17 protein-coding genes and 3 pseudogenes are annotated in these 20,269 nt (G+C 60.9%); 12 read left to right on the top strand and 8 right to left on the bottom strand.

Annotated elements, in window-relative coordinates:
• Window positions 1-20: 20 nt before the first annotated feature.
• Both HT737_RS23495 and HT737_RS23490 read right to left on the bottom strand, forming a co-directional pair.
• Entirely contained in the window at window positions 21-761 is a 741-nt protein-coding gene (locus HT737_RS23495; protein WP_007965507.1) for a flagellar basal body rod protein FlgF, read from the bottom strand.
• Window positions 762-1,110: 349 nt separating this feature from the next.
• Window positions 1,111-2,674 (bottom strand): annotated as a pseudogene (locus HT737_RS23490) (sigma-54-dependent phenylalanine hydroxylase transcriptional regulator PhhR).
• 389 nt (window positions 2,675-3,063) lie between these two features.
• Here HT737_RS23490 and phhA point away from each other — a divergent pair.
• From phhA to HT737_RS23465, 6 genes and pseudogenes are all read left to right on the top strand, one after another.
• Window positions 3,064-3,855 (top strand): phenylalanine 4-monooxygenase, encoded by a 792-nt coding sequence (gene phhA / locus HT737_RS23485; protein ID WP_047292472.1) that lies wholly within the window; start codon window positions 3,064-3,066, stop codon window positions 3,853-3,855.
• A 119-nt stretch (window positions 3,856-3,974) separates the two neighbouring features.
• Entirely contained in the window at window positions 3,975-4,331 is a 357-nt protein-coding gene (locus HT737_RS23480) for a 4a-hydroxytetrahydrobiopterin dehydratase (RefSeq protein ID WP_003222798.1), read from the top strand.
• On the top strand, window positions 4,331-5,524 hold the full coding sequence (locus HT737_RS23475; protein WP_182404115.1) for an amino acid aminotransferase: 1,194 nt from the start codon (window positions 4,331-4,333) through the stop codon (window positions 5,522-5,524). The genes HT737_RS23480 and HT737_RS23475 overlap by 1 nt, the downstream gene beginning before the upstream one ends.
• Window positions 5,525-5,796: 272 nt before the next feature.
• A complete protein-coding gene (locus tag HT737_RS31930) occupies window positions 5,797-5,928 on the top strand; it encodes a hypothetical protein (protein ID WP_257012244.1) in 132 nt (43 codons plus the stop codon).
• 70 nt (window positions 5,929-5,998) lie between these two features.
• Complete coding sequence (locus tag HT737_RS23470; RefSeq protein WP_007965516.1) at window positions 5,999-6,181, top strand: hypothetical protein; 183 nt, start codon at window positions 5,999-6,001, stop codon at window positions 6,179-6,181.
• A 104-nt stretch (window positions 6,182-6,285) separates the two neighbouring features.
• Window positions 6,286-7,486, top strand: a pseudogene (locus HT737_RS23465) (MFS transporter).
• On the opposite strand, the gene arfB reads toward HT737_RS23465, so the two are convergent.
• Both arfB and HT737_RS23455 read right to left on the bottom strand, forming a co-directional pair.
• Window positions 7,483-7,896 carry an alternative ribosome rescue aminoacyl-tRNA hydrolase ArfB gene (arfB, locus tag HT737_RS23460; protein ID WP_182404113.1) on the bottom strand — a complete coding sequence of 138 codons (414 nt, stop codon included), beginning with the start codon at window positions 7,894-7,896 and terminating at the stop codon, window positions 7,483-7,485. The pseudogene HT737_RS23465 and the gene arfB sit on opposite strands and share 4 nt — an antisense overlap.
• A 167-nt stretch (window positions 7,897-8,063) precedes the next feature.
• Window positions 8,064-9,431: pseudogene (locus tag HT737_RS23455) on the bottom strand (amino acid permease); the annotation flags it as partial.
• Between the two features lie 894 nt (window positions 9,432-10,325).
• On the opposite strand from HT737_RS23455, the gene HT737_RS23450 reads away from it, so the two are divergent.
• Together HT737_RS23450 and HT737_RS23445 are read left to right on the top strand one after the other, a co-directional pair.
• Window positions 10,326-10,463: a hypothetical protein gene (locus HT737_RS23450; RefSeq protein WP_003222780.1), complete on the top strand. Its 138-nt coding sequence runs from the start codon at window positions 10,326-10,328 to the stop codon at window positions 10,461-10,463.
• Window positions 10,464-10,533: 70 nt separating this feature from the next.
• Window positions 10,534-11,499 (top strand): hypothetical protein, encoded by a 966-nt coding sequence (locus HT737_RS23445; protein ID WP_041073062.1) that lies wholly within the window; start codon window positions 10,534-10,536, stop codon window positions 11,497-11,499.
• Window positions 11,500-11,724: 225 nt separating this feature from the next.
• Here the strand turns inward: HT737_RS23445 and HT737_RS23440 are convergent, their stop codons facing one another.
• Entirely contained in the window at window positions 11,725-12,099 is a 375-nt protein-coding gene (locus HT737_RS23440; RefSeq protein ID WP_182404112.1) for a DUF6124 family protein, read from the bottom strand.
• Between the two features lie 380 nt (window positions 12,100-12,479).
• Window positions 12,480-13,448 (bottom strand): LysR family transcriptional regulator, encoded by a 969-nt coding sequence (locus tag HT737_RS23435; protein ID WP_108181735.1) that lies wholly within the window; start codon window positions 13,446-13,448, stop codon window positions 12,480-12,482.
• A 280-nt stretch (window positions 13,449-13,728) separates the two neighbouring features.
• Here HT737_RS23435 and HT737_RS23430 point away from each other — a divergent pair, with 280 nt between their 5' ends.
• The 4 genes from HT737_RS23430 (at window position 13,729) to HT737_RS23415 (ending at window position 18,720) form a co-directional block, all read left to right on the top strand.
• Window positions 13,729-15,228 (top strand): efflux transporter outer membrane subunit, encoded by a 1,500-nt coding sequence (locus tag HT737_RS23430; protein ID WP_182404111.1) that lies wholly within the window; start codon window positions 13,729-13,731, stop codon window positions 15,226-15,228.
• Window positions 15,229-15,460: 232 nt separating this feature from the next.
• A complete protein-coding gene (locus HT737_RS23425; protein WP_108181737.1) occupies window positions 15,461-17,653 on the top strand; it encodes an FUSC family protein in 2,193 nt (730 codons plus the stop codon).
• Window positions 17,643-17,843, top strand: a complete 201-nt coding sequence (locus HT737_RS23420; RefSeq protein ID WP_003221811.1) for a DUF1656 domain-containing protein — start codon at window positions 17,643-17,645, stop codon at window positions 17,841-17,843. Before HT737_RS23425 ends, HT737_RS23420 begins: the two co-directional genes overlap by 11 nt.
• Before the next feature lie 10 nt (window positions 17,844-17,853).
• On the top strand, window positions 17,854-18,720 hold the full coding sequence (locus HT737_RS23415) for an HlyD family secretion protein (RefSeq protein ID WP_182404110.1): 867 nt from the start codon (window positions 17,854-17,856) through the stop codon (window positions 18,718-18,720).
• A 110-nt stretch (window positions 18,721-18,830) separates the two neighbouring features.
• Here the strand turns inward: HT737_RS23415 and HT737_RS23410 are convergent, their stop codons facing one another.
• Together HT737_RS23410 and HT737_RS23405 are read right to left on the bottom strand one after the other, a co-directional pair.
• The gene (locus HT737_RS23410) at window positions 18,831-19,655 is read right to left on the bottom strand and encodes an SDR family oxidoreductase (protein ID WP_182404109.1); all 825 of its coding nucleotides are present in this window, start codon (window positions 19,653-19,655) and stop codon (window positions 18,831-18,833) included.
• Window positions 19,656-19,690: 35 nt separating this feature from the next.
• A complete protein-coding gene (locus HT737_RS23405; RefSeq protein WP_182404108.1) occupies window positions 19,691-20,155 on the bottom strand; it encodes a multidrug transporter in 465 nt (154 codons plus the stop codon).
• Window positions 20,156-20,269 lie beyond the last annotated feature (114 nt).

The raw sequence follows: 20,269 nt of genomic DNA, 5'->3' as shown, positions 1-20,269 counted from the left end.
ACGGCGCAACGTTCTGATAATTAGCTGATCTGCAAGACCCGAGCCATGGCCTGGTCGTCGTCTTTGGCGGTGTTCATCATCTTGACGTGCAACTCGAACTGCTTGGCCAGAGCCAGCACCGAGGTCATTTCTTCCACGGCATTGACGTTGCTCGACTCAAGGAAACCCGACACCAGTTTGACGTTCGCATCGGCCGGCGCCGGCTGACCGTCCTTGGTGTAGATCGAGCCGTCGAGGCCTTTGTTGAGGTTCTTGATGTCCGGGTTGACCAGTTTGATCCGGTCGACTTCCGCCATGACGCGCGGGCCTTCGCCCATCGCACGAATACTGATGGTGCCGTCTTCGCCGACTTCGACCTGCTGCTCCGGCGGCACGGCGATCGGACCGCCGTTGCCGAGTACCGGCATGCCATTGCCGGCGCGCAATACGCCGAGGGCGTCGATGTTGAGGCTGCCGGTGCGCACGTAGCTTTCGCCGCCGTTGGGGTTCTGCACGGCGATAAAACCGTTGCCGGTCACGGCGACGTCGAGGTCGCGACCGGTCTGCACCAGCGAACCGGCGGTGAAATCAGTGGCGGGCCGTTCGCTCATGGCAAACGCACGCGCCGGAAAGCTGTCACCGAACACCGGCATCGAACGCGCCTGCTCCAGGTCGCGCTGAAAACCATTGGTGGAGATGTTCGCCAGGTTGTTGGCATGGGCCTTCTGCGCCAGTGCGTTCTGACTGGCGCCGGTCATTGCCACATAAAGGTACTTGTCCACACTCTTTCCTCTGCATGCCGGACGTTTGCCGCCCACCGCTGTACTGCTGAGCCATAAGCAATTTGCAGACCAACTTTTTTCTGGCGGCTTGCAGCCCGGTAAACAAGGGACTTGAGGGGGTTTGCGGGGAAATTTGAAATGTATCGAAGTCGAAAAACCGGCGGTGTTATGCCGCTTGGCGGCAATCCCGACTTGCGGATGGAAATAAAACCTGTGGTGAGGGAGCTTGCTCCCGCTGGGTTGCGTAGCAACCCCAAACCCATTCAATACGGTGTATCAGATAAACCGTATTGTTCGGGCTTACGACTGCTGCGCAGCCGAGCGGGAGCAAGCTCCCTCGCCACAATGGTTACTCGGCAGGGTCTTTACCGACCTCATACTCGCGCAGCTTATTAGCGATGGTGGTATGCGAAACCCCCAACCGCTTACCCAGTTGCCGACTGCTCGGGTGCTCGGAATACAGGCGCTCCAGCACCGCTTTTTCAAAACGCCCGACGATTTCGTCCAGCCCGCCTTCCAGCGAGAAATCGCCAAGCGGCTGACGCACGCCGTAGTCCGGCAAGCGAATATGCTCGGCCTTGACCGTGCCGCCGTCACACAGCGAAACCGCCTGAAACAGCACGTTCTCCAGCTGCCGCACGTTGCCCGGCCAGTGATAGTGACTGAGGCGCTCCATCGCCGCCGGCGCCAGTTTCGGCAGCGAGCAACCGATCTGCCGACTGGCCTGATCGAGGAAGTGTTCCACCAGCGGGGTCAAACCGTCGAGGCATTCGCGCAGCGGCGGGATGTGCAGCGACAGCACATTCAAGCGGTGATACAGATCCTGACGAAACTCGCCGCGCGCGCACAGCTCGGACAAGTCGACCTGAGTGGCGCAGATCACCCGCACATCCAGATAGACCTCTTCATCGCTGCCGACCCGGCGGAAGCAGCCGTCCTGCAGAAAGCGCAGCAACTTCACCTGCAAGCGCGGACTCATTTCGCCGACGCCATCGAGAAACAGCGTACCGCCCGCCGTCAGTTCCAGCAGACCGAGTTTTGCCTTCGGCGCGCGCGCCTTCGAACGCGCCGGGGCCGTAGCCGAACAGTTCGGTCTCGGCCATCGACTCCGGCAGCCCCGCGCAGTTGAGCGCCATCAATGGCGACTGCCCACGCGGACTGGCGAGGTGACAGGCCCGCGCCAGCAATTCTTTGCCGGTGCCGGTTTCGCCTTCGATCAACAGCGGCGCATCCAGTGGCGCCATGCGCCGGGCCTCACGCACCACCGCCGCCATCACCTTCGAACTCTGGAAGATACTGTCGAAGCCACGCAGCTCCTGTTTGCGCACGTTATAGATGCGCTCACCGACGCGGTCAGCGCGGTGCAGGGTCAGCACCGCACCGGCCATGGCTTCGCTGTCGTCGTGCTCCGATTGCAGTGGCGCGATGTCGGCGAGAAAGATGTCGCCCTTGACCTTGACGCGCATGCCGTTGATTCGCGATTTGTTGGCGCGTACCAGTTCCGGCAGATCGAAATCCTCGGCGTAGCGCGACAGCGGAATCCCCGGCACCTCGTCCACGCGCACCCCGAGCAACTGCGCGGCCGCGCGGTTGGCAGCAACGATCGAGCCGCCCATGTCGATCGACAGCACCGGAAATTCCAGCGCGCCAAGCAACGCGTTCAACTCCATGTGCCGACGCTCACTGGGCATCAACCCGACGCGCTTGACCCCAAATACCCCGGCAATCGCTTCGAACTTCGGCCGCAGCGCCTGGAACTGAATGTTGATCAGGTTCGGGCAGTGCAGGTAGATCGCATTGCCGTGCTCGCCGCCGACCTCACCGCGCGCCACGTTGATCCCGTACTCCACCAACAGGTTGAGAATGTCGCGCAGGATGCCGATGCGGTTCTGGCAGTGGACTTTGATACGCATATGAATGACCCGACAAATTGGGATTGAACACAATTCCTGTGGGAGCGAGCTTGCTCGCGAATGCTTCAGCACATCCAACATTGATGTGTCAGACCTACCACTTTCGCGAGCAAGCTCGCTCCCACAGGTATCGCGGTGCGCCCGAAACCCATTTTTCTGTCGAGGCGCGCAGATTGTTGTCAAGATTATGTGACAGCCACGGCCCTTTTCAAACCTGCAAATCAGCGCAAACGCGAGATATCCGCCAAAGCGTAACGATTTATTTACAAAATACGCTGATTGTTCCTACAACGATCGCGTTCAACCTGCTGCATCCCACCCCACTCTCGGGTAATTCTCAGTCCATCGCTGGACATAACAAGAACGAATTCCCCTAGCAGGAGAGCAGTATGAAGCAGACGCAATACGTGGCCCGCGAGCCCGATGCGCAAGGTTTTATCGACTACCCCGCCGAAGAACATGCGGTGTGGAACACGCTGATCACCCGCCAGCTGAAAGTGATCGAGGGTCGCGCGTGCCAGGAATACCTGGACGGTATCGAAAAACTCGGTCTGCCCCACGACCGCATTCCGCAACTGGGCGAGATCAACAAGGTGCTCGGTGAGACCACCGGTTGGCAGGTTGCCCGCGTCCCGGCACTGATCCCCTTCCAGACCTTCTTCGAACTGCTCGCCAGCAAGCAGTTTCCGGTCGCCACGTTCATTCGTACCCGCGAAGAACTGGACTACCTGCAAGAGCCGGACATCTTCCACGAGATCTTCGGTCATTGCCCGCTGCTGACCAATCCATGGTTCGCCGAGTTCACCCACACTTACGGCAAGCTCGGCCTGCAGGCCACCAAGGAAGAGCGCGTGTATCTGGCGCGCCTGTACTGGATGACCATCGAGTTCGGCCTGGTCGACACCCCGCAAGGCCAACGCATCTACGGCGGCGGCATCCTGTCCTCGCCGAAGGAAACCGTTTATTCGCTGTCGGACGAGCCCGAGCATCAGGCCTTCGACCCGCTGGAAGCCATGCGCACGCCGTATCGCATCGACATCCTGCAGCCGCTTTATTTTGTCCTGCCCAACCTCAAGCGTCTGTTCGACCTGGCCCACGAAGACATCATGGGCATGGTCAAGCAAGGCATGCAGTTGGGGTTGCACGCACCGAAGTTTCCGCCAAAACCGAAAGCCGCGTGATCCGCGACTTTTGCTGACAATTGAGTCTGTCAGTCGCCGCCACTTTGGTTTAGCGTGACGGCATTGACGGGCCGATAGTTTCTATAAAAAAAAACACACTCGATTTCAGGAATCACACCATGTCCACTTTGAACCAAGCCCACTGCGAAGCCTGCCGTGCCGATGCGCCACAAGTCAGCGACGAAGAACTGCCGATCCTGATCAAGCAGATCCCTGACTGGAACATCGAAGTGCGCGACAGCATCATGCAGCTGGAGAAAGTCTTCCTGTTCAAGAACTTCAAGCACGCACTGGCCTTCACCAACGCCGTCGGCGAGATCTCCGAGGCCGAAGGTCACCACCCGGGTCTGCTGACCGAGTGGGGCAAAGTCACCGTGACCTGGTGGAGCCACTCGATCAAGGGCCTGCACCGTAACGACTTCATCATGGCCGCGCGCACTGATGAAGTGGCCAAGACCGCAGAAGGACGCAAGTAATGCACTTTGACGCCATCGGCCGGGTACCCGGCGACCCGATCCTCGGTTTGATGGAGGCCTATGCGCAGGACACCAACCCGCGCAAATTCGACTTGGGCGTTGGCGTCTACAAGGATGCCCAGGGCCTGACGCCGATCCCCGAAGCGGTGAAAATCGCCGAGGCGCGACTGGTCGAAAGCCAGGACACCAAGACCTACATCGGTGGTCACGGCAATCCGCTGTTCGGCAAAGTCATCAATGAGCTGGTGCTTGGCGCCGACTCGAAGCTGATCGCCGAACGGCGCGCCGGCGCCACCCAGACTCCGGGCGGCACTGGCGCGCTGCGTCTGGCCGCCGACTTCATCGCCCAGTGCCTGCCGGGCAAGGGCGTGTGGTTGAGCAATCCGACCTGGCCAATCCACGAAACAATCTTCGCTGCGGCAGGGGTCAAGGTCAGTCACTACCCGTACGTGGGCAGCGACAACCGCCTCGACGTCGATGCGATGCTTGCCGTGCTCAACGAAGTGCCGCAAGGCGACGTGGTGCTGCTGCATGCCTGCTGCCACAACCCGACCGGTTTCGACCTGAGTCACGACGACTGGCAGCGTGTGCTCGACGTCGTGCGCCGGCGTGACCTGCTGCCACTGATCGACTTCGCCTACCAGGGCTTTGGCGACGGGCTGGAGCAGGACGCATGGTCGACCCGGCTGTTCGCTGCCGAAGTGCCCGAGTTGCTGATCACCAGCTCCTGCTCGAAAAACTTCGGCCTGTACCGCGACCGCACCGGGGCGCTGATTGTTTGCGCGAAAACCGCCGACAAACTGATCGACATTCGCAGCCAACTGGCCCACATCGCGCGCAACCTGTGGTCGACACCACCGGATCACGGCGCGGCCGTGGTCGCGACCATCCTCGCCGATCCGGAGCTGAAAGCACGCTGGGCCGACGAAGTGGAAGCCATGCGCCTACGCATCGCGCAGTTGCGCAGCGGTCTGGTCGAAGCACTGGAACCGCACGGTCTGCGCGAGCGCTTTGCGCACATTGGCGTGCAACGCGGCATGTTCTCCTACACCGGGCTGTCGCCGGAGCAGGTCAAACAACTGCGTGAGCAGCACAGCGTGTACATGGTCAGCTCGGGACGGGCGAACGTCGCCGGCATAGATGCCACGCGTCTGGCACTGCTGGCCGACGCCATCGCCAACGTCTGCAAATAACGCTGCAACAGCAATTGATCGCTCCCGATCTACACGGCAATACCCTGTAGGAGCTGCCGAAGGCTGCGATCTTTTTGATCTTTTGTTTTTWAAAATCAAAAGATCGCACCTTCGGCAGCTCCTACATTGGTTCGCGGCGCTCCCCTGCGGCCATCTGTCGCATTAATTTGAATTAAAAGTCTGATTGTCATTTTTCCTGCTGTATCCTGCGCAGGCTTTCAAGAAGCGCGGATCTACCAGATCTATCAACAGACTTAGCGAGGAGCGCAACCATGCACGAGATTCCTAATCTCCCCTTCCCAAGCCTGCACGTACCTGAGCAGACGACCACGCAACAAGCCGGTGCCCAACAGCCCGAGCCGAAAGAAGCCGCTGAACGCCGCCAGGCTGACAACGAAGAGTAAAACCCCGCCGTACAGACCGTGTGGAAAGCGCTAAGATGCGCTTTCCACACTGCCTGAAACCGAGCCCGCCATGACCGACGAATTCTCCGAAAGCCAAGCCGCCGTCCTGATCGGCGCTACCGAGAAAATGATCGAGATCTGGCAGCGCCTTTCTCCGGAAAAACAGGCTGCCTTGCTCGCCCGTTTCGGCAGCGAAGAAAACGCCCTCGCCGCCCTCGTCACCACGCAACTGGTCGCCCCGGCCAAACCCTGATCCCCCCTATCCGGCAAATAGTTTTACTTTTCCCCGCCCCAGATGCGTTCGCGCCGGTATCATAAGCAGCCTATCTAATCCTGCTTTGCCGTGGATCGTTCCCCATGTCGTCCTCTATGCCACAACCCCAGCGCCCCCCTGGCGGTCACGCTGCAAGTCGTTTCCATCGTCCTCTTCACTTTCATCGGCTACCTGAACATCGGCATTCCGCTCGCGGTGTTGCCCGGGTACGTCCACAGTGATCTGGGCTTTGGCGCGGTGATCGCCGGGCTGGTGATCAGCGTGCAATACCTCGCCACCCTGCTCAGCCGTCCGTACGCCGGCAAGATCATCGACAACCAGGGCAGCAAGCGCGCGGTGATGATTGGTCTGGCCGGTTGCGGCTTGAGTGGCGTGTTCATGCTGATTTCGGCGTGGACACCGAACCTGCCGATGCTCAGCCTGATCAGCCTGTTGATCGGCCGTCTGGTGCTGGGCAGCGCGGAAAGCCTGGTCGGCTCCGGTTCAATCGGCTGGGGCATCGGCCGCGTTGGCGCGGCGAATACCGCCAAAGTCATCTCGTGGAACGGCATCGCCAGTTACGGCGCGCTGGCGGTGGGTGCGCCGTTCGGCGTGTGGCTGGTCGGCCAGTTGGGGCTGTGGAGCATGGGCGTCAGCATCATTCTGCTGGCGGCGCTGGGCTTGCTGCTGGCGTGGCCGAAAACCGCAGCGCCGATTGTCGCCGGCGAGCGTCTGCCGTTCATGCATGTGCTCGGTCGCGTGTTCCCGCACGGCTGCGGTCTGGCACTGGGCTCGATCGGTTTCGGCACCATCGCCACCTTCATCACCCTGTATTACGCCACTCGGCACTGGGATAACGCGGTGTTGTGCCTGAGCCTGTTCGGCGCCAGCTTCATCGGCGCGCGTCTGCTGTTCGGCAACCTGATCAACCGCCTCGGCGGCTTTCGCGTGGCGATCGCCTGCCTGTCGGTGGAAACCCTCGGCCTGTTACTGCTGTGGCTGGCACCGGATGCACATTGGGCACTGGCCGGGGCGGCGCTGAGCGGTTTCGGCTTCTCGCTGGTGTTCCCGGCGCTGGGCGTGGAAGCGGTGAACCTGGTGCCGGCCTCCAGCCGAGGCGCGGCCGTTGGCGCTTATTCGCTGTTCATCGACTTGTCTTTGGGGATTACCGGGCCGTTGGCCGGGGCCATTGCGTCGGGTTTCGGTTTCGCTTCGATCTTCCTGTTCGCCGCCCTCGCTGCGCTGAGCGGCCTGGCGTTGAGCGTGTACCTTTACAAGCACACGGCGAAGTACCTCGAAGATTAGAAATCCACCTTGCCCCGCCCGGCCTTGATGCTGCCACGCTTGGTCTTGGATTCGAGCCGGCGCTTCTTCGAGCCGAGGGTCGGTTTGGTCGGGCGGCGTTTCTTTTCGAGCTTGGTGGCGCTGAGAATCAGCTCGACCAGACGCTGCAGCGCATCGGCGCGGTTGGCTTCCTGCGTGCGGTATTGCTGAGCCTTGATAATCAGCACGCCATCGCTGGTGATGCGGCTGTCACGCAGTGCCAGCAGCCGCTCCTTGTAGAACTCGGGCAAGGACGAGGCCGGAATGTCGAAGCGCAGGTGCACAGCGCTGGAGACCTTGTTGACATTCTGCCCACCGGCGCCTTGCGCGCGAATGGCCGTCAGTTCGATCTCGGCATCCGGCAGATGCACGTTGTTGGAAATCACCAGCATGGAAAAGCGTCCGTATTCAGAAGCAGCAGGATACGCCATCAACCCTGTAGGAGCTGCCGAATGGGCAATAAAAAACCCGGCGCATTGGCCGGGTTTGTCGTTTTTGCCTCAGCGCTTACTTGGAAGCACTGGGCCGCGTGCAGCGCCTGCTGCGCACCGCGTTTGTTCTTGATCACGTAGCAGACCCACATGAACACGACCCACACCGGAATCGCGTACACCGAGATCTGGATGCCCGGGATCAGCAACATCACGCCGAGGATGAACGCGACGAACGCCAGGCAGACGTAGTTACCGTACGGGTACCACAGCGCCTTGAACAGCGGCGTCTGCTGCGTCTTGTTCATGTGCTGGCGGAACTTGAAGTGCGAGAAGCTGATCATCGCCCAGTTGATCACCAGGGTGGCCACCACCAGCGACATCAGCAGTTCCAGCGCCTGTTGCGGCATCAGGTAGTTAAGCAACACCGCCACCAGCGTGACCGCCGCGGACGCGAGGATCGAACGCACTGGCACGCCGCGTTTGTCGATTTTCGCCAGACCTTTCGGCGCATCACCCTGCTCAGCCATGCCCAGCAGCATGCGGCTGTTGCAGTAAGTACCGCTGTTGTACACCGACAGCGCCGCGGTCAGTACCACAAAGTTGAGGATGTGCGCGGCGGTGTTGCTGCCGAGCATCGAGAACACCTGTACGAACGGGCTGCCGCTGTACGAATCGCCGGACGCGTTGAGAGTCGCCAGCAAGCTGTCCCATGGGGTCAGCGACAGCAGGATCACCAGCGCGCCGATGTAGAAAATCAGGATCCGGTAGATCACCTGGTTGATCGCTTTCGGAATCACGGTTTTCGGCTTGTCGGCCTCGGCTGCAGTGAAACCGAGCATTTCCAGACCGCCGAAGGAGAACATGATGATCGCCATCGCCATCACCAGACCGCTGACGCCGTTGGGGAAGAACCCGCCGTGCGACCACAGGTTGCTGACCGAGGCCTGCGGACCGCCGTGGCCGCTGACCAGCAGGTAGCTGCCCAGCGCGATCATGCCGACGATCGCCACGACCTTGATGATCGCGAACCAGAATTCGGCCTCCCCGAAGACTTTGACGTTGGCCAGGTTGATCGCGTTGATCAGCACGAAGAATGCAGCGGCGGTGACCCAGGTCGGGATGTCCGGCGCCCAGTAGTGGATGTACTTGCCGACCGCTGTCAGCTCCGACATGCCCACCAGAATGTACAGAATCCAGCAGTTCCAGCCCGACAGGAAACCGGCAAAACCGCCCCAGTACTTGTGCGCGAAATGGCTGAAGGAACCGGCCACCGGCTCTTCGACGATCATCTCGCCGAGCTGGCGCATGATCATGAAGGCGATGAAGCCGCAGATGGCGTAGCCGAGGATCATCGACGGGCCGGCGGATTTCAGGACCCCGGCCGAGCCAAGGAACAATCCGGTACCGATCGCGCCACCGAGGGCGATCAGTTGAATATGGCGATTTTTCAGGCCGCGTTTCAGCTCGCCTGATTGCGAGTTTTGTCCACTCATGAAAAAGGTCCCACGCAAGGTTTGATGATGTTCAGTAGACGTTGCTGCAAGGTTGCGATTTCAGACAACCCCGATCAAACCCCAGCGCAAGCACCAGGAATTCAGCGTTTTTACAACGGTCATGCGTCACCTGTTTGTTTTTTATCTGTGACGAAATCGAACCCGACACGCTTGTGACGTGGCGGAGTGAACAAGGCGGATAGCCTTGAGGTTTGCGCGATTACGCAGAGGGTCACAGTTAAAACGCGGCGCATTGTACACCGCTAACCCCCTGCTGCCAGACCCCGCTGGATCAGCGTGGCGCCTGCCGGGATTGCATGGGGCCGCCTCGAGACACTCGGGCGACTGCAAAAATTGAGTCAGGCCTTTGCAGGCCATCGACGGGGACGAGCGAAAAACCGCCCCACGGAGAGAAGTGAAGATCAATCTCGGCGTTCATTGCGCCTCCTTCTTGTTATGCACCTGCACGACAGGCATGAGGCGCATCTCACCCTGCAAACGAGGCTGAAACAAGCACGCCAGAGCCCTGCGCAAGGCCTTTGCAGGCGGGCGTCGGCAGGTTTTTCTTACAGCGTCGGCAACGGGGTGAATCCACTGGACTTCATCGGCGTTTTCGTAAATTTTTCTTTACAAGGCGTAACGCAGATTTTCCATTTCGGAAAATTCTGTAGGACGTCTGCAAATTGACGGTAGCAAGCTTGCTAATGAAAGTGGCGGCTTAGTTTTTTGTTTTCAAATAAGAAAATCGCCGCCTAAAAACAGAATAAAAAGTTTATTTAAATTTTAAATAAATAATTTTTTGCATTACAAAACACCCTGAACTAGGTTCTTCACGTCTTGCCGGCCACCTCGACCGGCCAGTCATAACCGTGAATGTCATCTAGGAGATCGACCATGCAAGCACTGGAAAAAGACCTGGACACCGAACTGCAACTGGACGAATGGTTTGAAGCGCCAACCCATGAGGCCGCCGTGGAAATGATGCAAGCCGACGCGGTGGTTCCGTTCGGCACGGCGATGTGGCCTCTGTAAGACATCCCCGGGCAGGCACGATCCGGCCGGTCGTGCCTGCCGCTTTCTCACGGTCAGTCAGGGAGGACTCATGGATAAGCCCCGCGCGATCTCGCATTTCCTTTACTACCTCGAACATCACCCTGCCCTTGCCGGTCTCGACTCGGCGAAGGTACTGCTCGGCCACACCGCCGATTACGAAGCCCTGACCGGCGCCATCGCCGAACAGGCCGGCGATCATCCCCGCTTCACCTTCAGCGCCAGACGCCTGGACCTGGAAAGCACCGCAACGCTGACCGCGGCGATTGCCGACAGCGATCTGTACATTTTCTTCTACGACTCTTCCACGCTGCCCAACCCGCGCCCCGACGGCCCGGAGTTCGTCCGCGCCCTGCAAGGCGTGATGGCGGAAAACTGGAAGAAGTCGCTGTTGTTCAAGGATTACGGCGACTATTTTTACGACACCTTCAGCGTGACGCCGCAGCGTATCGCCGGGCTCAACAGTCACTTGATCCAGCGCATGTCCCAAGCGACCACGCTGAGTTTCAAGGACGACCACGGCTCATGGTTTGAAACGCCGCTGAGCAGCATCAAGAAGTGGACCGACATCAACGGCGTCGGCAACTTCGACCTGGCCCCCGGCGAGATCGCCACCCACAGCGAAGCCATCAACGGCCATGTGAAATTCAAGGGCACGTTCCTCAGCACTATCCCGTTTGCGCGCAAGTACGGCGTGCTGGAGTCGCCACTGGAACTGTGGATCGAGAACTCGACCATCAGCCGCATCGCCACTGATGTGCCGGGGCTGGAGCATGATTTCAACAAGTACCTGGACGCCAATCCGTCAAACCGGCGCATTGAGGAATTGGGGATTGGTACCAACGAAGGCGTGAAGGATCTGTATGCGCGCAACGCCGGCTTCGAGGAGCGCCATTGCGGCCTGCACCTGGGCCTCGGCGGCGGGGCCAAGGGCAGTCATCATTTGGACCTGATTTTCTCCGGCGGGGTGTTGGCGCTGGATGACAAGCCGGTGTTTGACGGACGTTTTGTCTTCTAAGCAGACATTTCCATTCTGAAGCCACTGCCCCCCCCCCTGTAGGAGCTGTCGAGTGAAACGAGGCTGCGATCTTTTTGATCTTGTTTTTGCAGATCAAGATCAAAAAGATCGCAGCGTGCCGCAGCTCCTACAGGAACAGCGCGCAACCCAGCCAATAATCCAGACGGATGCATTGTGTTTCAGGCGACTGGCGCCTTCGCGAGCAGGCTCGCTCCCACAGGGGGATTAGTTATGTGTTGGAGATTGCGAGATTTCGTGGTTATCCAGCACCCGATTCACCGCCAGTTCGGCGAGCATGATGATTTGCTGGATCGCCAGTATCGTTTGTCGCTGCGGGCTGTCGACGTAGGCCGCAATGTCGCTGGTCATGATGCTCGCCGAGGCCAGTGATTCGCAGGCGTGAACCAGCAGGCTTTCGTTGTCCATGTCGGGGGCGACCTGGAACATGCTGCTGGGTTTGTGGAATCTCACGGTGGTGGCGGACGGTTTCAGGTAGTGGTCGAGGGCGCGTTCGGCGGCGTCGTGGAGCTTTTTTGAATCGAGGGATTCGTAGGGGGAGGTGCTTTCCGCTGGGGGCGGGTTGGGTGTGGGTTTGATCATGCTGGAACTCCATTCGGGATGTGGAGTTCGCCACGTACTGCGACCAAGCAATAGGGTGGCGAACCGTACGCAGGTTGGTCGACCAGGGAATGGAAACCCGGCAGGGCCAAGGCCCTCCCACGCACAGCTCGCCATTAAGCAAGCTTAAAAAGTGCGCCATTCTAAACCCGGACGACCAAGTCCGGTCGTTGATTTGTCAACGACCCCCTGAGCCTATCCACCCCACTTCCGAGCCACAACCGTCAAAACCTGTCGGAAAACTCCCTTCAAATCACCGATTCTGTAGGAGCTGCCGTAGGCTGCGATCTTTTGATTGTTAAACATCAAAGGCAAAGATCGCAGCCTGCGGCAGCTCCTACAGGTTTGGCGGTGTGTTTAAGTCAGGTGGCGACGCGGGCGCCGGCGAGGCTGCCGCTGAGTTCGTAGGCGGCCAGTTCTGCCTGGTGCGCGGCAAGGATTTCCGGCAGCGAGCCGCGCAAATACTCGACCCAGGTCTTGATCTTCGCGTCCAGGTATTGCCGCGACGGATAGATCGCGTACAGGTTGAGTTCCTGCGAGCGGTAGTTGGGCATCATCCGCACCAGCGTGCCGTTGCGCAGGCCTTCGATGGCGGCGTAGACCGGCAGGACGCCGACGCCCATGCCGCTGATGATCGCGGCTTTCATGGCGTCGGCGGAGTTCACCAGGAACGGCGAGCTGTTGATGGTGACCATTTCCTGGCCATCGGGGCCGTTGAAGGCCCATTTTTCCAGGGGGATCACCGGGCTGACGAGGCGCAGGCAGGCGTGGTTCAGCAGGTCGCTGGGTTTTTGCGCGCAGCCGTTGGCTTTCACGTAGGCCGGGGAGGCGCAGACGATGCTGTAGGTGATGCCCAGGCGTTGCGAGACGAAGCCCGAGTCCGGCAGTTCGCTGGCCAGCACGATGGACACGTCATAGCCCTCGTCGAGCAGGTCCGGCACGCGGTTGGCCATGGTCAGGTCGAAGGTCACGTCCGGGTGGGTCTTGCGGTAGCGGGCGATGGCGTCGATCACGAAGTGCTGACCGATGCCGGTCATGGTGTGCACTTTCAGTTGCCCGGCGGGGCGCGCGTGGGCTTCGCTGGCCTCGGCTTCGGCTTCTTCGACATAGGCCAGGATCTGTTCGCAACGCAGCAGGTAGCGCTTGCCGGCCTCGGTCAGGGCGATGCGCCGGGTCGTGCGATTGAGCAGGCGGGTTTGCAGGTGGGCTTCCAGGTTGGAGACCGCGCGCGAGACGTTGGCAGTGGTGGTGTCGAGTTGCACGGCGGCGGCGGTGAAGCTGCCAGCTTCGGCCACACAACTGAAGGCGCGCATGTTTTGCAATGTGTCCATGGGGTGCTCTCAAGGGAGATGGCAAATTGTGACACGAAGTTTCAGGGGCTGAGACCCCCGACCAAGGGATTATCTCGTTAACGGTAACAAAGATTCACAGGAATCCCAGCTTATCGCCACCAAGGCGTCCACCTAGAATTGCGCCGTTCCCTGTAGGAGCTGCCGAAGGTGCGATCTTTTGATTCTGTTTTAAGGGAATCAGGATCAAAGATCGCAGCCTTCGGCAGCTCCTACAGAAGGGAACACGTCCCGCCTTATCCTCTTTCAGGAATTCGCAGCTGTGCCGCGTCGCATCAACAGAGCGCTTTTGCCGCTCAGTGTTCTGGCTTTTACTTTGGGTCTTGGCGGCTGCATCGGTACCGGAGGAATTGCCCCGCAGGGCAAGGCACTGGAGGCCAATACCCTGGCCACCGACGACGCGATTGCCCACGCCGCCAAAGACGCCAATTGGCCCACCGCACAATGGTGGCAAGCCTACGGCGACCCGCAACTCAATCGCTGGATCGACCTCGCCGTGCAGGGCAGTCCGAGCATGGCCATGGCCGCGGCGCGGGTGCGTCAGGCCAAGGCCATGGCCGGTGTCGCCGAGGCCGCCGAGTCGTTACAGGTCAATGGCGAGTCGACGCTCAAGCGCCACAACTGGCCGACCGACCAGTTCTACGGCCCGGGCGAGCTGGCCAACACCACCACCTGGGACAACAACGCCGCGCTGGGTTTCAGCTACGCCCTCGACCTCTGGGGGCGTGAAAGCAATGCCAGCGAACGCGCGGTGGATCTGGCGCACATGAGCGCCGCCGAAGCGCGGCTGGCGCAGCTGGAATTGCAGAACAATATTGTGCGCGCCTACATCGAGCTGTCGCTGCACTATGCCCAGCGCGATATCGTCGCCGCGACCCTCAAGCAGCAACAGCAGATTCTGGATCTGGCGCAGAAGCGTCTGGATGGCGGGATCGGTACGCACTTCGAAGTCAGTCAGGCCGAAACACCGTTGCCGGAAACCCATCGGCAACTGGATGCGCTCGACGAAGCCATCGCCCTGAGCCGCAACCAGATCGCCGCGCTGGCCGGTAAGGGCCCGGGCGACGGCGCGCAGTTGCAGCGACCGACTTTGGCCCTGGGGGCTGCGTTGAAACTGCCGTCGGCATTGCCCGCCGAGTTGCTCGGTCAACGCCCGGACGTGGTTGCCAGTCGTTGGCAAGTGGCAGCGCAGGCACGCGGGATCGACGTGGCGCACGCCGGGTTTTATCCCAACGTCGATCTGGTCGGCAGCCTCGGCTACATGGCCACCGGCGGCGGGGCGCTGGAGTTTTTGACTGGCAAGAAGCTCAACTACAACGTCGGCCCGGCGATCTCCTTGCCGATCTTCGACGGTGGCCGTTTGCGCAGCGAATTGGGCGAAGCGTCCGCCGGGTATGACATCGCTGTGGCGCATTACAACCAGACGCTGGTCAATGCGCTGAAGAACATCTCCGACCAGTTGATCCGCCGCGAGTCGATGGACAAGCAGCAAGCCTTCGCTGCCGAGTCGGTGGCCACCGCGCAGAAGACCTACGACATCGCGATGATCGCCTACCAGCGCGGCCTCACCGATTACCTCAACGTGCTCAATGCGCAGACCTTGCTGTTCAAGCAACAGCAAGTGCAGCAGCAAGTGCAGGCGGCGCGCTTGAGTGCGCATGCCGAGCTGGTGACGGCGTTGGGTGGCGGCCTCGGGGCGGGTAATGACGTGCCGACTGCCGAGCAAACAGCAGCCCCGAAAACCCCGACTCTGCTGCGGTGAACACACAACTCACTACACAAAACCTTTGTGGCGAGGGGATTCATCCCCGATGGGTTGCGGAGCAGCCCCAAAACCTGCAAACCGGTTCTGCTTGGCACACCGCATTGGCTTTTCTTGGGGCTGCTGCGCAACCCATCGGGGATAAATCCCCTCACCACAGAGTTTGTGTTCACCACAAAAATTGATGTTTGCCACAGATAACTCTTCAGTCCTCAATCATTGAGCAGATTTAATGACTCCCTTGCCCGCACCTCTACGCTGGCTCTCCTCCCTGGAATGGCGCCGTGGCTTCTTTGACTGGGCGCGCAGTGATGGCGTGACCTGGGTGTATATCTTCAAGGTATTGCTCGCCGCGTTCCTGACGCTGTGGCTGGCGATGCGCCTGGAGCTGCCGCAACCGCGCACGGCGATGATCACCGTATTCATCGTCATGCAGCCGCAGAGCGGCCAGGTGTTCGCCAAGAGTTTCTATCGCTTCCTCGGCACTCTGGCCGGGTCGGCGATGATGGTCACGCTGATCGCGCTGTTCGCGCAGAACACCGAATTGTTCCTGGGCTCGCTGGCAATCTGGGTCGGCATTTGTTCGGCGGGTGCGGCGCGCTGCCGTAATTTTCGTGCCTACGGTTTTGTCCTCGCTGGCTACACCGCGGCGATGGTCGGACTGCCGGCGCTGGCGCATCCGGACGGTGCGTTCATGGCCGCTGTGTGGCGGGTGCTGGAAATCTCGTTGGGGATTCTCTGCTCGACCGTGATCAGCGCCGCGATCCTGCCGCAAACCGCCAGCGCAGCCATGCGCAACGCCCTGTATCAGCGCTTCGGTGTGTTCGCGCTGTTCGTCACCGATGGCCTGCGCGGGCGCAGCAAGGCCGAGTCGTTCGAAGCGAGCAACGTGCGCTTCATCGCCGAAGCCGTAGGCCTGGAAGGGCTGCGCAGCGTGACCGTGTTCGAAGACCCGCACATGCGCCGGCGCAACGGTCGCCTCAGTCGTTTGAACAGCGAGTTCATGGGCATCACCACACGCTTCAACGCCCTGCATCAGTTGCTCGAGCGCCTGCGCGGCAATGGCGAAGAACATGTGGTGGCCGCGATCAAACCGGGCCTGCAGGACCTGGCCGAAGTGCTCGACGGCTTCAGTGGCCGTGCCTTGACCAGCCCGGACGCGGCACGTCTGGCGACGGCGTTGGCGACGTACAAGGAAGGCCTACCGACACGCGTGCGAACCTTGCGCGGCATTTTCCAGGAAACCGCTCCGAGTGAAGCCGAGCAACTGGACTTCCACACCGCCTACGAATTGCTCTATCGCTTCGTCGATGACTTGCACAGTTATGCACAGACCCACGCCTCGCTGGCCGATCACCGCCACGAGCGTGAGCGCTGGGACGAGCCGTTCACCCCGCAAACCAACTGGTGGGCCGCGGCGGCTTCGGGGATCCGCGCGTCGTTCATCCTGATTGTGCTGGGCAGCTATTGGGTGGCCACCGCGTGGCCGAGTGGCGCGACCATGACCTTGATTGCCGCCGCCACCGTGGGTTTGTCCGCCGCCACACCGAACCCGAAACGCATGGCGTTCCAGATGGCCTGCGGGACGTTCCTCGGGGCGCTGATCGGCTTCGTCGAGATGTTTTTCATCTTCCCGTGGATCGACGGTTTTCCGCTGTTGTGCGTGATGCTCGCGCCGGTGATCGTGCTCGGTTCGTTCCTCACGTCGCGGCCGCAATATGCCGGGGTCGGCCTGGGGTTGCTGATCTTCTTCAGCACAGGTTCCGTGCCGGACAACCTGACCGTCTACAACCCTTACACCTTCATCAACGACTACATCGCCATGGTCATGGGCATGCTGGTGTGCGCGGCGGCGGGGGCAATCATTCTGCCGCCGAACAGCCGCTGGTTATGGAAGCGGCTGGAACAGGACCTGCGCGGTCAGGTGGTCTACGCCATCAGCGGCAAACTCAAGGGGCTGGCGTCGAGTTTCGAGAGTCGCACCCGCGATCTGTTGCATCAGGCATACGGCCTCGCTGCCGGTCAGCCGAAGGTACAAAAAAACCTGCTGCGCTGGATGTTCGTGGTGCTCGAAGTCGGCCACGCGATCATCGAGTTGCGCAAGGAACAGGCGATCCTCCCGGTGCACCCGGCGTACGCCGAATCGCAGCCGTGGCGCCAGGCGATCCGGGTGATGGGTCGGGCGCTGGTGCGGCTGTTCCTGCAACCGAACCCGAGCAATCTGGAGCGCGCACTGGTGGCGGTCGATCACGCGATCAGCCGGGTCGCCGCGACCGACGAGCCGTTCGCGCCGCACTTCGACACCTCCGCGCTGCGTCGGGTGAAGAGCTACCTGCACTTCATCCGCACCTCGTTGCTCGACCCGCAATCACCGCTCGCCGCCTATGCCGTCGCCAAACCCGAAGGACTTGCCCATGCCTCGTGAAATCGCCTTCCACGGCGTGTACATGCCGACCATGACCCTGATGTTCTTTGTCGCTGCGGCGCTGGCCTGGGCGCTCGACCGGTTCCTCTCGGGGTTCGACCTGTACCGCTTTTTCTGGCACCCGGCGCTGCTGCGCCTGAGTCTGTTTACCTGTCTGTTCGGCGCCATGGCGCTGACCGTCTACCGTTGAGAACGTTCTGATGAAAAAGTTTTTCAGCCTGCTCGCGACCCTGCTGGTGTTGGCCCTGGCACTGTGGATTGGCCGGACCCTGTGGGAGCACTACATGAACACCCCGTGGACCCGTGACGGCCGGGTGCGGGCGGACATCATCAACGTCGCGGCTGACGTCACCGGTGAAGTCATCGATGTGCCCGTGCGCGACAACCAGTTGGTGAAGAAGGGCGACCTGTTGATGCAGATCGACCCCGAGCACTACCGCATCGCGGTCAAGCAGGCGCAGTCGCTGGTCGCTTCGCGCAAGTCGACGTGGGAGATGCGCAAAGTCAACGCACATCGCCGCGCCGACCTCGACAACCTGGTGATCTCCAAGGAAAATCGCGACGACGCCAGCAATATCGCCGACGCCGCGCTGGCCGATTACCAACACGCGCAAGCGCAACTGGAAGCCGCCGAACTTAACCTCAAACGCACCGAAGTGCGCGCGGCGGTGGACGGTTACGTGACCAACCTCAACGTGCATCGCGGCGACTACGCGCGCATTGGCGAAGCGAAAATGGCCGTGGTCGACATGAACTCGTTCTGGGTCTACGGCTTCTTCGAAGAGACCAAACTGCCGCACGTGCGCGTGGGTGACAAGGCCGACATGCAACTGATGAGCGGCGAAGTGTTGAAGGGCCACGTGGAGAGCATTTCCCGCGGCATCTACGACCGCGACAACCCGGAAAGCCGCGAGCTGATCGCCGACGTGAACCCGACCTTCAACTGGGTGCGTCTGGCGCAGCGGGTACCGGTGCGCATTCACATCGATGACGTGCCGGAGGGGGTGTTGTTGGCGGCGGGGATTACTTGCACGGTGGTGGTGAAGCAGGAGCCTGTGGATAACTGACAGACCGCGTGGCTGCCATTCGCGAGCAGGCTCGCTCCCACAGGGGATCTTCGATGTGTCACAGATCCAGTGTGGGGAGCGAGCTTGCTCGCGAAAGCGTCAATCCGGTCTCAGAGCTTCCCACGCAACCCGAACCGCCGCATCAACGTCGACTCCAGCAACCCCTTGGGCAACAACGTCGCCAGCAACGGCAACGCGCGGCTGCCATTACCGATACGAATCAAGCGTGGCGGCTTGTCCCGCTGCACAGCCTTGAGCAACTCAGCCGCAAACTCACTGGCTGGCGTCGGCTTGTCCTGCGAGGCCTTGGCCCGTGCGCGGATTCCCTCACGCAAGGGAAACCACGGCGACTGCTCGTTGATCAGTTGCTCGGCTTCGTGCCCGGCATTCTTGGCGAAGCTCGACTGAATCGCCCCGGGCTGGACCTCCATCACGCGAATGCCGAACGGCGCCAGTTCCATACGCAGTGCTTCGCTCAACGCATGCACCGCCGCTTTCGAGGCGCAATACGCGCCAGCGAACGGCGTCACCAGCACGCCTGAGACACTGCCGATGTTCACCACCAGCCCCTTGGCACGGCGCAGCACCGGAAACAGGGCACGAGTCACGCCGACAATCGAGAACACATTGGTTTCGAACTGGCGCTGCATGGCCGGCACGCCGCCGTCGAGCAGCGGCCCCATCGCGCCATAACCGGCGTTGTTGATCAGCACATCGAGGCCGCCGTGTTGCTGGTTGAGGCGTTCGGCGAGCTGTTCCAGCGCCAGGCTGTCATTGACGTCCAGCGCGATGGCGGTGAATCCGGCAGCGGCGAGGGCCGCGACATCTTCGGTTTTGCGCGCAGTGGCCCAGACTTCGTAGCCGGCGGCTTTGAATGCATCGGCGAGGGCGCGGCCAATGCCGCTGGAGCAACCGGTAATCAACGCAACGGGCATGGCGCATTCCTTGTGCAAAAAGGTGGGGAGGGGGATCAGTCGGAGAAACTGCCCTGCAAACGCTCTGCGCGAAACTCCAGGGTTTGCGGACGGTAACCGGGGCGCAGCGGTGGCATCGGCAGGCAGTCCACCCATTCGCCGCCGGCCTGCAGTTCGCCGGGGCCGCGATAGCGTGGGGCGGAGTATTGGTTGTCGGCCAGATTGACCGTGTCCCCGGGCGCGTAGGCTGCGATGCGCCAGCGCAGTTCGGTCAGCGGCACGTCGTTGCCGTTGTTCATTTTCAGTTGCAGCGGGCGATCCGCCGGGCATTGTTCGGGCGCATAGACAATGCGCATCTCAAGGCGTGCCAGTTGCTTGAGCTCGCGGTTGTCCAGCCACACCACCCAGACCGCGACCAGTCCCAGACCTACGGCGGCCGCGACCGACACCGGCACGGCCTTGGCCGGATAGCGTAGCAAGAGGATCAGCCAGGTAATGACCAGCAAGACGCCGATGAACATGTCGCACAACCTCGCAGGGATAGAGGGGCATCCTACCTAAGCGTAGGTGAGGTTGGCGATGGGCAGGGTAAAGTCAAAAGATCGCAACCTGCGGCAGCTCCTACAGTTTGAACG

The sequence above is a fragment of the Pseudomonas sp. MD195_PC81_125 genome (genome assembly GCF_014060985.1).
Taxonomy (GTDB): Bacteria; Pseudomonadota; Gammaproteobacteria; order Pseudomonadales; family Pseudomonadaceae; genus Aquipseudomonas; species Aquipseudomonas parakoreensis.
The sequence above is the reverse complement of the archived record's forward strand: the minus strand, read 5'-3'. Positions and strand labels throughout refer to the sequence as shown.

Excerpts from the sequence above, each read along its gene's own strand:
- HT737_RS23470 (WP_007965516.1), top strand. The coding sequence starts at position 5,999 with ATGACCGACGAATTCTCCGAAAGCCAAGCCGCCGTCCTGATCGGCGCT.
- HT737_RS23440 (WP_182404112.1), bottom strand. The coding sequence starts at position 12,099 with ATGATCAAACCCACACCCAACCCGCCCCCAGCGGAAAGCACCTCCCCC.
- HT737_RS23415 (WP_182404110.1), top strand. The coding sequence starts at position 17,854 with ATGAAAAAGTTTTTCAGCCTGCTCGCGACCCTGCTGGTGTTGGCCCTG.
- HT737_RS23410 (WP_182404109.1), bottom strand. The coding sequence starts at position 19,655 with ATGCCCGTTGCGTTGATTACCGGTTGCTCCAGCGGCATTGGCCGCGCC.
- arfB (WP_182404113.1), bottom strand. The coding sequence starts at position 7,896 with ATGCTGGTGATTTCCAACAACGTGCATCTGCCGGATGCCGAGATCGAA.
- HT737_RS31930 (WP_257012244.1), top strand. The coding sequence starts at position 5,797 with ATGCACGAGATTCCTAATCTCCCCTTCCCAAGCCTGCACGTACCTGAG.
- HT737_RS23450 (WP_003222780.1), top strand. The coding sequence starts at position 10,326 with ATGCAAGCACTGGAAAAAGACCTGGACACCGAACTGCAACTGGACGAA.
- HT737_RS23420 (WP_003221811.1), top strand. The coding sequence starts at position 17,643 with ATGCCTCGTGAAATCGCCTTCCACGGCGTGTACATGCCGACCATGACC.
- HT737_RS23445 (WP_041073062.1), top strand. The coding sequence starts at position 10,534 with ATGGATAAGCCCCGCGCGATCTCGCATTTCCTTTACTACCTCGAACAT.
- HT737_RS23480 (WP_003222798.1), top strand. The coding sequence starts at position 3,975 with ATGTCCACTTTGAACCAAGCCCACTGCGAAGCCTGCCGTGCCGATGCG.
- phhA (WP_047292472.1), top strand. The coding sequence starts at position 3,064 with ATGAAGCAGACGCAATACGTGGCCCGCGAGCCCGATGCGCAAGGTTTT.
- HT737_RS23405 (WP_182404108.1), bottom strand. The coding sequence starts at position 20,155 with ATGTTCATCGGCGTCTTGCTGGTCATTACCTGGCTGATCCTCTTGCTA.
- HT737_RS23435 (WP_108181735.1), bottom strand. The coding sequence starts at position 13,448 with ATGGACACATTGCAAAACATGCGCGCCTTCAGTTGTGTGGCCGAAGCT.
- HT737_RS23475 (WP_182404115.1), top strand. The coding sequence starts at position 4,331 with ATGCACTTTGACGCCATCGGCCGGGTACCCGGCGACCCGATCCTCGGT.
- HT737_RS23425 (WP_108181737.1), top strand. The coding sequence starts at position 15,461 with ATGACTCCCTTGCCCGCACCTCTACGCTGGCTCTCCTCCCTGGAATGG.